Source organism: Turicibacter sp. T129, assembly GCF_025594975.1.
Lineage (GTDB): Bacteria > Bacillota_I > Bacilli_A > MOL361 > Turicibacteraceae > Turicibacter > Turicibacter bilis.
Map to the genome: position 1 here is coordinate 19,873 of NZ_JAMQUU010000055.1, position 11,630 is coordinate 31,502.

At 34.0% G+C, this 11,630-nt stretch carries 13 protein-coding genes; 2 read left to right on the top strand and 11 right to left on the bottom strand.

Features of this window, described 5'->3' with window-relative positions; translation table 11 throughout:
- Positions 1-51 precede the first annotated feature (51 nt).
- Complete coding sequence (gene ilvA, locus NEH75_RS10065; RefSeq protein WP_082411201.1) at positions 52-1,266, bottom strand: threonine ammonia-lyase; 1,215 nt, start codon at positions 1,264-1,266, stop codon at positions 52-54.
- 176 nt (positions 1,267-1,442) lie between these two features.
- Here ilvA and NEH75_RS10070 point away from each other — a divergent pair, with 176 nt between their 5' ends.
- A complete protein-coding gene (locus tag NEH75_RS10070) occupies positions 1,443-1,817 on the top strand; it encodes a RidA family protein (RefSeq protein WP_212723264.1) in 375 nt (124 codons plus the stop codon).
- A 47-nt stretch (positions 1,818-1,864) separates the two neighbouring features.
- Here the strand turns inward: NEH75_RS10070 and NEH75_RS10075 are convergent, their stop codons facing one another.
- Complete coding sequence (locus NEH75_RS10075; RefSeq protein ID WP_172676261.1) at positions 1,865-2,005, bottom strand: hypothetical protein; 141 nt, start codon at positions 2,003-2,005, stop codon at positions 1,865-1,867.
- A 183-nt stretch (positions 2,006-2,188) separates the two neighbouring features.
- Here NEH75_RS10075 and NEH75_RS10080 point away from each other — a divergent pair, with 183 nt between their 5' ends.
- Entirely contained in the window at positions 2,189-3,376 is a 1,188-nt protein-coding gene (locus NEH75_RS10080; protein ID WP_262948845.1) for an MFS transporter, read from the top strand.
- A 22-nt stretch (positions 3,377-3,398) separates the two neighbouring features.
- On the opposite strand, the gene gltX is transcribed toward NEH75_RS10080, so the two are convergent.
- The 9 genes from gltX to NEH75_RS10125 all read right to left on the bottom strand — a co-directional run bounded on the left by gltX (position 3,399) and on the right by NEH75_RS10125 (position 11,464).
- Entirely contained in the window at positions 3,399-4,835 is a 1,437-nt protein-coding gene (gene gltX / locus NEH75_RS10085; protein ID WP_055243062.1) for a glutamate--tRNA ligase, read from the bottom strand.
- Positions 4,836-5,036: 201 nt separating this feature from the next.
- Positions 5,037-5,522 carry a 2-C-methyl-D-erythritol 2,4-cyclodiphosphate synthase gene (gene ispF / locus NEH75_RS10090; RefSeq protein WP_055275520.1) on the bottom strand — a complete coding sequence of 162 codons (486 nt, stop codon included), beginning with the start codon at positions 5,520-5,522 and terminating at the stop codon, positions 5,037-5,039.
- 18 nt (positions 5,523-5,540) lie between these two features.
- Complete coding sequence (locus tag NEH75_RS10095) at positions 5,541-5,732, bottom strand: hypothetical protein (RefSeq protein ID WP_055243067.1); 192 nt, start codon at positions 5,730-5,732, stop codon at positions 5,541-5,543.
- Positions 5,733-5,749: 17 nt separating this feature from the next.
- On the bottom strand, positions 5,750-6,247 hold the full coding sequence (locus NEH75_RS10100; RefSeq protein ID WP_055275518.1) for a DUF1700 domain-containing protein: 498 nt from the start codon (positions 6,245-6,247) through the stop codon (positions 5,750-5,752).
- 7 nt (positions 6,248-6,254) lie between these two features.
- Positions 6,255-6,566, bottom strand: coding sequence for a PadR family transcriptional regulator (locus NEH75_RS10105; RefSeq protein WP_055243069.1), 312 nt, complete (start codon positions 6,564-6,566; stop codon positions 6,255-6,257).
- 142 nt (positions 6,567-6,708) lie between these two features.
- Complete coding sequence (locus tag NEH75_RS10110; RefSeq protein ID WP_055243070.1) at positions 6,709-7,479, bottom strand: PepSY domain-containing protein; 771 nt, start codon at positions 7,477-7,479, stop codon at positions 6,709-6,711.
- 185 nt (positions 7,480-7,664) lie between these two features.
- Positions 7,665-8,342, bottom strand: a complete 678-nt coding sequence (gene ispD / locus NEH75_RS10115) for a 2-C-methyl-D-erythritol 4-phosphate cytidylyltransferase (RefSeq protein WP_055243073.1) — start codon at positions 8,340-8,342, stop codon at positions 7,665-7,667.
- 60 nt (positions 8,343-8,402) lie between these two features.
- Entirely contained in the window at positions 8,403-9,413 is a 1,011-nt protein-coding gene (glpX, locus tag NEH75_RS10120; protein ID WP_055243076.1) for a class II fructose-bisphosphatase, read from the bottom strand.
- 470 nt (positions 9,414-9,883) lie between these two features.
- A complete protein-coding gene (locus NEH75_RS10125; protein WP_055305259.1) occupies positions 9,884-11,464 on the bottom strand; it encodes an FUSC family protein in 1,581 nt (526 codons plus the stop codon).
- Positions 11,465-11,630 lie beyond the last annotated feature (166 nt).

Sequence of the window (11,630 nt, forward strand, 5' to 3'; positions counted from 1 at the left end):
TCCTATCTTTCTAGATGTTATCTTCATTTTAATATATTTCGATTAAAATGGCTAGTTAGTATACTCAATCTCATATCCTGTTTCAATCAGTTTTTGAATTAAGCGTTGTTTATGCTCAACATCTAGTGTTTCAACCACAACTGTCACTTCTAAGTCATACATTGATACACCTTCTCGATGACGACTTTGACGAATGACTACCACATTCCCTAATTCTTCGGCGATTGTGTTTAAAAAGGCACTTAATTCTCCGGGCTTATGATTAATGGACACTTTAATTTCTGTTCGTCGTCCAGTCGCAATCATTGCATGATTAATGATACTTTCAATTAGGTTAATATCAATATTTCCTCCAGAAAGAACAGCACCCACTTTCTGACCTTTAAGATCTAACTGACCTGAAAGCATAGCAGCAACTGAAACAGCACCCGCTCCTTCACAAACAAGGTTACAATTCTCGAGTAACAATAAAAAGGCTTGCGAAATTTCTGTTTCTGATACAGTCACAATCTCATCAACGTATTGTTGAATTAAAGGAAACGTTAAATCACCGGGTCTCCCAACCGCAATCCCATCTGCAATCGTCTTATTTACAGGAATTGATTCAATATGACCACTTCGAACTGACTCATACATTGAAGGGGCATTCTTTGTTTGAACACCAATGACTTTAATATTTGGATTAATGCTCTTAACGGCTAAAGCAATCCCTGACGCAATCCCTCCCCCACCAATTGGTACTAAAATAACATCTAAATCAGGTTGCTCCTTTAAAAGTTCAAGTCCAATCGTTCCTTGACCTGCAATAACATAAGGATCATTAAAGGGATGAACAAACGTTGCCCCAGTTGCTTCTTTAATTTCTAATGCTTTTTGATAAGCCTCATCGTAAACTTCTCCTTCTAAAACAACCTCACCCCCGTATTTACGTGTCGCATAAATTTTTGCAAATGGCGCACTCTTAGGCATGACAATCGTTGATTTAATTCCTAGCTTAGTTGCACTAATCGCAACACCTTGTGCGTGATTACCCGCACTTGACGCAACAACTCCACAAGCTTTTTCTTCATCTGATAAATGAATCATTTTATTATAAGCGCCTCGAATTTTAAATGATCCTGATTGTTGAAGATTTTCTAATTTTAAATAAACTTCTCCTCCTGTTAAATCGCTTAAAGATTCAGAGTAACAAAAATCAGTCTCTTTAATAATATTTCTAAAGTTTCTTGCCGCCTCTACTATCATTTGAAATGTTACAGTTTCCACTTCAATTCCCTCCATTAAACCACTTATCATTCATCCTATATTTTCCACTTATAATTTATCTTTATTGTATCACACAATATATCGAATCATAACTCTTAAAACCATTATATGGATATGTTATAATGAAAATGATAAGTGCATTTAAAAATCCCAATCATACTCAAGGAGGAAATCAAATGAAAGTTATTGCAACACCAAATGCCCCTCAAGCCATTGGACCTTACTCTCAAGCCATTGAAGCAAATAGAACATTATATATCTCTGGTCAAATCCCACTTGATCCACAAACGATGGAATTTGTATCTGATGAGATCGAAGCTCAAGCACATCAATGTTTAAAAAATATTCAAGCGATTCTAACAGAAGCGGGATATGGTTTAGAAAATGTTGTGAAATGCGGAATCTTCTTAGCAGATATGAATGATTTTGCTGTGGTTAACACGGTTTATGGGCAATATTTCTCTGAACATAAACCTGCTCGTGCTTGTGTTCAAGTGGCTCGTTTACCACGTGATGCCAAAATCGAAATTGAAGCAATTGCTGTTAAATAATTTAAAAGGAACCGTCAAACGGTTCCTTTTTTGGTTCTGTGGATAACTTATTTATTCTTTTCAATATATAGTTTTAATGCTTGATTAGCTCTGACTAAAGCCGTAAAGACTAACACCCAAAACCAAACAATCAAACCTAATACTCCTAATCCAATGATAGAGGTAAACAGTCCACCTATTAAATTCATCTTATTCTCTCCCCTCAATTTTTTTAAAACTACCTCATATATACTCACCCTTCTAATAAGATATTCACTTTTGATAAATTAAAAAAGAATTTTCAATGACATCCCTTACTTTTAGATGTTTTCTACATAAATTCCCTCCAAGAATCTAATCCTAATGAAGACACTAGATTTGGAGGTTAATATATGTCAAATAGACTTAAATTTCGTAAATATCTAGTCTTAGCCGCTTGTTTTTTAATCATGGCTGTTTCATTCAGTATTATCAATAACATTACGTCTTTATTTATCGATCCTGTGACAAAGCATTTAAGACTTTCGATTTCATCGTTTTCCTTTGTGTTTACGATTGGTGCCATTACAACATCCTTGATGTCTCCTGTCATTGGTCAACTAATTTCGAAAGTTCCACTTAAAGCCATCATGTCACTAGGTGCGATTCTAGCCGGTGGCGGCTTTTTCTGTTATTCGTTGGCCACTGAGATTTGGATGTTCTATGTGATTGCTGTTATTGTTGGAATCGGAACATCGTGTTTAACAGTCATTCCTATTTCGACTGCTATAACACACTGGTTTGAAGATAAAAAAGGGATGGCACTTGGAATTGCGATGGCAGGTGCGGGAACAGGATCATTCATTTGGATGCAAATTGTTTCAAGAATGCTAACTGATCTTTCTTATCAAGAAACTTATGCCATCTTAGGTTTGATTATTTTAGTTGTTTGTCTCCCACTTACCCTTTTTGTGATGAAAATGCCCCCTGATACAACGATAGAAGCTAAAAAGAAAGAGAAAATCTCCTATAAGGATATTCACTGGAGCATGCAATTGATTCTATTCGCTTTGGGCTTATTTTTACTTGGCGTCAATATTTCAGGAACTAAAATGCATATCCAACCTTATTTAACTCACCTCGGTCACCCCTTAACGTTTAATGCAAATGTCGGTTCAACACAAGCCATTTTTGCTTTATTAGGCAACTTAATTGGCGGGTATGTTTTCGATAAATTAAACTTACGCAACTCTATTATCATTTTTGTATCAATGAGTCTTTTGAGTTACATTTGTTTAATTTATGGTGCATTCGCACCTTTATTGTTTGTTTTCGCAGCTTTGTTTGGACTGTGCTTATGCCTTCCCTCAATGCTTCCATCTTATGGAACCAGTGCTTTGTTTGGTAAAGAGCACTATGCGATGCATCTAGGATTTATTAATATGATTTTCACATTTGGTGGCGCACTAGGGCCAATGATTTCAGGATTTATTGCTGATCACTTAAACTATACCTTAGTTTGGGTAACGTACTTTGCTTTAACCGTTCTCTATTCGATTTTCTTATTAATTTCTTTAAGGTCAAAAAAACCTCAGACTTAATCTGAGGTTTTTTTGTCTTATATTAGATAAATTTCTCAATACGAGAAATAACTGTGTCTTTTCCTAATAAGGCTAAAGCTTTTGGTAAATCTGGACCATGCATTTGTCCTGTTGTTGCAATACGGCAAGGCATGAATAACATTTTCCCTTTAGCTCCGCTTGCTTTTCCAGCTGCTTTAACAGCTGCTTGGATTCCTTCAGCAGTGAAATCTTCTAAAGCTTCTAATTGTTCTTTGAATGCTTTTAATGTATCAGCAACACCTTCTTGAGCAATAAATGCTTGTGCTTCTTCATCTAATGTTAATTCTTCTGAGAAGAATTCATCGTATAAGTCAACGATTTCAGCACCGTATGATAAACGATCGTGGAATAAAGAAACTAATTCAACAGCCCATTGATGTGTGCGTCCTTCTAAAATTCCCGCTTCAACTAAGTGAGGCATACATAATTCTAATAACTCTTCCGCTTCTAAAGCTTTGATATAACGGTTATTGATGTAAGCTAATTTAGCTTTATCAAATGTTGAAGGTGATTTAGATAAACGTTTTTCATCGAATAATTCGATTAATTGTTCATGAGATAAAATTTCTTCTTCGATTCCTGGAGACCATCCTAATAAAGCAATGAAGTTGAATAATGCTTCTGGTAAGTATCCCATGTTTGCATATTGCTCAATGAATTGAACAGTATCTTTATCACGTTTTGATAATTTCTTACCATTTTCATTAACGATTAATGTCATGTGAGCAAATGTTGGTACATCCCATCCAAAAGCACGATAAACCATCATTTGTTTGGGTGTATTTGTAATATGTTCTTCTCCACGGAACACGTGAGTGATTTTCATTAAATAGTCATCCACAACAACGGCAAAGTTGTAAGTTGGGATTCCATTACTTTTCATAATGACCCAGTCACCGAAGTCTTCTGAGTTGAATGAGATTTCACCACGAACGATATCATTGAACGTATAAACTTCATTTTCAGGAACTTTAATACGAACAACATATTCTCCACGTGCCTCTAACTCAGCTAATTCTTCACCTGTTGCATTTAAACAACGACGAGAGTAATGAATATTATCATGGCCATGAGTTGACATTGCTTCGCGTTCTGCCTCAAGCTCCTCACTTGTACAATAGCATTTATAAGCTAATCCTTTTTCGATTAACTCATCTACATATTTACGGTAAATATCTAAACGCTCTAATTGGCGATATGGTCCATACTCCCCACCAACATCAAATGATTCATCCCATTCAATACCTAACCAACGTAAGTAGTTCATTTGAGATTCTTCTCCACCTTCTACGTTACGTTCAATGTCAGTATCCTCAATACGTAAGATAAAATCTCCACCGTGGTGTTTAGCAAATAAATAATTGTATAATGCCGTTCTAGCATTTCCGATATGTAAAAATCCTGTTGGACTTGGTGCATAACGAACACGAACTGTCATAATCTTGCCTCCTAATTAAAATACTACTTTTATTCTTTTCATATTATATACGATTGAAACAAAATATTAAATATTTTCACAGAAAAAAAGCTAAAGTCAACCTTTAGCTTTCAATCTCTTATAAGGAGTTTCACCTCTTTAGTATAACAGGCACTAAACATTAAAAAATGAAGTTCTTGTTAAAATCATGTTAAACCTTGATTAATTGGCACCTTTTTTAAATAATAAGACCACGCATTCAGCTGCAATTCCCTCTTCACGCCCAACGAAGCCTAATTTCTCACCACGAGTTGCTTTAACATTGACTTGATCCAAATTAGCGTCTAAATCTATTGCCAAATTTGCACGCATCGCATCAATGTGTGGTCGCATTTTAGGGCGCTCTGCATAAATCGTCGCATCTAAGTTTCCAAGAACATATCCAGCTTCATCCATCATCGCTTTCGCCCCGCGAAGTAAGACACGTGAATCAGCTCCTTTATATTGTGGGTCAGTATCTGGAAAATGCGCACCGATATCACCTCTCGCTAAAGCACCAATAATGGCTTCTGTTACCGCATGACAAAGCGCATCTGCATCACTATGACCTAGAAGTCCTTTCGTATGCTCAATTTCAACTCCACCTAAAATTAGCTTTCGTCCTTCGACTAGTTGATGAATATCCGTTGAATGTCCAATTCGAATCATCCTTATCTCTCCTTCCTGTTAATCAAATAAATCCTCTAAATCAATTAAACCTAGTGAATATTGTTCAATTAACTCAGAAACAGCCCCATATTGAAGACTTTGTTTAATTGTTGGATTATAAAAAGTGGCTGATACAAAGCTAACTACAATAATCACAATAGATGCAATACTAGAAATAATTAAATAACGTTCTAAACCCTTCTTTCGCATGTAAGTCACCAACTTTCTTAATCTAATTTTTCACTAATTCGCTTATATCCCAAGTAACCAATATAGATTGAGGCAATTCCAATATTTAAAAACAATAAACCTAATCCTAATATCGCAATCATAAGTCCTGCCGATAACTGGAATAGTAAAAAACCTCCAATAATTAAGCGAAGAGCAGTAATTAAAAAGAATAGTGAGACAAACAATGAGATAATGCAAACAACAATAAAAATTGCCTTTTTAATTACATCATCGTTTGTTTTCTCTCTTATATTAAAAACAATCTGCTTGTTTTGTGCGGATACAGTCTCTGTATCAGTAAATGATTGTTTAATCTCCTGTGCAACTTTTTTAGGTGACCCTAGTTTAGATAAGATTTCACGTTCATTGATCTTTAAGTCAATCATTTCATTAATTTGTTCCTCGTAAGATTCTAAAATATCTTTACGATCATCTTCTGAAATTCCCTGTAACTCTTGATATAACTCTTCTAACCATTGATTAAGAACATTCATTAATTAATCACACTCCTTTCAATAAACGTTGAACAGAATCTACCATCTGATCCCATTCTCTTATTAATGTTGCCAAATAAACTTCCCCTTCAACTGTCATTGAATAATATTTACGTGGAGGGCCTTCATTCGATTCTCTATTATACGTACTTAAATATCCTTCTTTCGTTAATCTTCTTAACAATGGATATATCGTACTTTCTGTGACCTCTATATAAAATGAAACTTTCTGAACTGTTTCATAACCATATAAATCATCTTGTTGAATTAATTTTAAAACACATAGCTCTAAAACACCCTTCTTATACTGTGCATTCATAATCCATCTCCTAACAACAATAAGCTGCTATTCTAACCTCCCTTTGAATAAGTTATCTATCAAAAAGACTTGTGATATGATAACACAAGTCCATTAAATTTAAAATATTTTTTCATTTTTATATCATTATTTTATATATTTATTAGTCTAATGTTGAATCCATACTTCTTGAAATAATACTTCCATCAACACCACTGATTTCAAAATCATATTCTGTTGTTCCTTCAACAACCGTCACATCATACACTAAAACACCCATTTCATAGTCAAATGAAATTTCAATAATAGTTCCATTTGGGACTTGACTTAAAGCAATTTCTCTCGCTTTCGCTTCATCAATTGTTACTCCTTGCGTATTCGTTGAATTAGAAACTTGGTTAATTAACTCTTTATCTTGACTTACAATACTACCATCAACAGCACTAATTTCAAAGTCATACTTATATGTCTCATCAACTACTGTCACATCATAAACTAAGCGAGCATCATCGTGATCTAGTTTGATACTAACAATTGTTCCTTTTACTTGATTATTTACAATTTCTTTAACCTTTGCTTCATCAATTGTCACCGTGTTCGTTCCTGTTGGATGATTTTCTAAACTTCTTTTTAAGATACTTCCGTCAACAGCGCTAATTTCATATTCATATTCAGTCGTTCCATTAAGAACCGTAATATCATAATTAGGCGTATAATCATCCATATCATATGAAAATTCAGTGACTTGACCGCCACCGGCTTCTTTTAATGCGATTTCTTTTGCTTGTTGTTCATCAATTTTTGCTTGATTCGTTGTATTAATATTCGTATTAGGATTTGAATTTGTTGTTGGATTAACCGGTTGGTTGTTTGCTGAGCATCCAAATAAAACAAATCCAGTTAATAACATTGAATATAACGCTGTCTTTCTCATAACAGTCCTCCTTATAAATTGAATTATTATTATTTTTATAAAATTTACCTTTTTTATGTATTAAATAGTTATGTATTTTATAATTTATCCTCTAATTATAAATTAACTATTATGCATTATACACTAGTAGTATAACAAACACTACTGTATATTGTCTAGTAGTGTGTTAAAAAAAGTAGCTGTATCTATTCAGCTACTAATAATTGTTCAGCCATTAATAAATCTTCTGGTGTCGTTAACTTAATATTTGTATAAGCACCTTTAACGACACAAACTGGTATATCCGTATACTTTTCGATTAAACTCGCTTCATCTGTTCCTAAGAAATGTGTTTTTTTTGCAGCTTCATGAGCCTTTTTTAGTAACTCAGTCGGTGCGGCTTGAGGCGTTTGAACACTGTACATCTCATCACGATTTGGCGTTTCAACAACTACTCCATTTACGACACGCTTCATCGTATCTTTTACTGGAACAGCAACAATTGAAGGATGACCCTTTTTCGCTAATTCAAAGCATTCTGAAATCATTTGTTGTGTCACAAATGGACGTGCTCCATCATGAACTAACACCACTTCTTCACGAACAACCTGTAATCCATGATAGACACTATATTGTCGTTCTGACCCACCTGATACGATTTCAATACGAGGGTTCTTTACCCCGGCATCACTTAAAAGTTGTTGCATCGTTTCAATTTCTAATTCATTGACAACTAAAACAACTTGTCCACATGTTACATCATTTAAAAACTTTTTTATCGTATGAACAACAACTGGTTGTCCTTTGATTTGATGTAACATTTTATTATATCCAAGTCCCATACGACTTCCAATTCCCGCTGCTAAGACTATTGCACTATACATCTTTACACCTCTGATAATAAATAAGCCCCCATTTCAGTGGGGGCTCTTTCATTTTAAAAATTATAAAATAATCTCTTTAATTTGATCATCTTTACGATCTAAATAGTGAACTGATTGAATACGACGAACAGTACGAGATTTCCCACGAATTAATAATGTTTCTGTTGTTGCCATTCCATCTTCACAAATAATTCCTTCTAATAAATCACCTTTTGTGATTCCTGTTGCTGAGAACATCACGTTATCGCTCTTTGCCATATCTTCTAATTTTAAAATTTGACCTGGTTTAACACCCATTTCATCGCAACGACGTGCTTCATCTTTACTCATACGAATATTTTCTTCTGTTTCACCTTTAACATCTTTACGTAAAACTAAACGTCCTTGCATATCTCCATCTAAAGCACGAATAACAGCAGCTGAAACAACACCTTCTGGTGCTCCACCAATTCCATAAACCATATCAACTTCACTAAATGGCATACAAGTTAAGATTGAAGCAGCAACATCTCCATCTGGAATCGCAAACACACGTACACCTAAAGCTTGCATTTGTTTAATTTGCTCATCATGACGTGGTTTAGCAAGTGTCATCACTGTCAAAGCTGATAATGGCTTGTTTACTGCCTCTGCTACACGACGAATATTTTCTTCTAATGATAAATTTAAATCAATAACACCTTTTGCTTTTGGACCAACAATGAGTTTTTCCATGTACATATCTGGTGCTTTTAAGAATGACCCTTTCTCTCCAACGGCTAACGTTGTCATCGCATTTGCTTGTCCCATTGCTGTCATACGTGTTCCTTCAATTGGGTCTACTGCGATATCGACATCATCACCAAATCCAGTTCCAACACGCTCTCCGATATATAACATTGGCGCTTCATCGATTTCACCTTCACCAATGACAATCTCACCGCGAATATTAATCTCATTTAATACGTGACGCATCGCAAGTACGGCAGCTCCATCTGCTGCGTTCTTATCTCCGCGTCCTAACCATTTATACCCTGCTAAAGCAGCTGCCTCAGTGGCACGAGAAAACTCAATTGCTAATTCACGTCTCATGTTGAAACCCTCCTAAATGATAAATTTCCTCTCTCATTATATCAAAAAATGTTAATTATTGCTGAACTTTCGATGATTTCTGAAACAATTTTCACTATCTTACCGCAGTCATCTTATCCATCAAAAACACTAAACTGTCTTACAAATGGCTGACCTTCGCAACTACTTAAAATTTCCTCATTTTATAGAAGCCTAATTAATTTTCGCTTCCTAAAACATTTAGCAAAACTTTAATCTATCAGATGTAGCCATAGAGAATATCTTTTTAACAAACTAGTAGAACACTATTTATCTAGTTTTTAACGAATCAAAGATATCTGTTACGGCATATAGAACCTCTTTTAAAAAATTCAGACAATTAAAATTTATGCTAAAAAGGTGAAAAAATGATCAGTTTCTATATAACTTTTACTTCTTCCCTGTCTTTCATACAAAAAAATCACCTCTAATAAATTAAGAGGTGATTTTTTTTAAATAGCTTTAGATAATGCATCAAAACTAATCGTTAACCATTCTTGGTATTTTTCTTTTTCTATTTGTCCAACTTGTAGAAAATGATAAGCTTCAACAATCATTGAATGAGGATAATCTTTTGGCTCGAGTAATAAATGCTTTTTATCTTTTTCATATAAGTCCAAATAATGTTGACTAACTTCCTGTTGATGAATAGTAAACAAGAATTTATTCCCGATATATGCCACAAAAGCCCCAATGATAAGATAAAAAACACGATTTCCAATCACAATAGATCCTGTTGTTCCAATAATAGCGGCTCCTAAAGCTTGAACGGTTATAAAAGTCATCTTCAAATCATAACGATTCATATACGTCCCAATATAAGAAGCAACCAAAACAATCATTGCTAGCTGGGACTCATTTTTAAATACGCTAATTAAAATAATAAATAAAATAACACCAACAAAGGTCCCAATGAATCGATAAATTGTTTTCTGACGACTCTCCTCGAATCCCGGCTGAACAAGGGCAAGAATAGTAAAACAAAACCAACGTCCATAAGTCAGATTAAATAGTTGAACAATAAATAACGAAAATCCAACTAAAATAGCTAATCGAAGTGAAAATTTATAAGCATATGACTCTTTATCAATTCCCTTTACAAATTGCTTAAATAATCCCTGCTTATAAAGAGGATATTCTTGCTTTTTGGCACTCTGTAACACTTGAACTGCTTTTTTAAAATTAATGATTGAAACGGGCATTGCGTCCTTTTCCCACTTACTAATTAATTTGTTGGCATCTGATAAATCTCCTTCTTGTAGGTCTTTAATAAAGGTATAAAGTTCATTAAGCACTGTTTTATCAATATGCCCTGCTTTATAATCTTGGGCTACATCCTCTAATAAATAATACATTTTTTCAAATGCAATTATTTCCGTTATGCGATACATACTTTCCGGCGTTAACGGCCCTTTAAAACTTCGTCTATCGTATGTCACTTTCATAAATCGACTGACTCCATCTTGAAGCGACATCGCCTCTTCTGGATAGCTACGATTATCTCCTGCAATGATTCGTTCCATTCGCTTATGCAAACAGGTTAGTACCCTATCTAATTGTGTATTTAAAATCTTAGTGTAAGTATTTCGATTAAATACCCATTGTAATCCAACAATCATAAACGTCCCGCCAGTTAATGCAACTAGACGTCCAGGTAATTCACTTAATGTTGGAGGAGAATTCAGGGTTAAAAATAAATAACCTAAAATAAAAGAAAAATGATACGGCTTTTTATTTCCTGCTACGGTACCGTAAGTCACATAAAAAATAAAGAAGAAATTAATTACTAATCCTAGAATAGGATTTAATAAGGTTAAATAACTTAAAATTCCCATCAATAAATTAATGATCAATAATTCAATAGTTAACACGCCTAAGTTTTGTGTTAAGTCTTTTTCAGTAATAGCTAATCCAATGATTAAAACAACAATTCCAACCATCTTATTAGTCACTCCAAAAATATTTTGAAAAAACATGACAAAGACCAAATTTAAAATAAACATAATTGTCTTTGAAATAAATTTTTGTTTCACTAGACCACCTTCCCCCAAAAAATTTAATATTGAATAATTTAACAGACAACAATTAGAAAGTCAAATCATTTTTAAACTCTGAAAATTAATGGTTCGCCTATTTTTTTTTTTTCATAAAAATTATAATCATTAAAGCAAAAATTAATGTAACTATTCAGCCACCAAG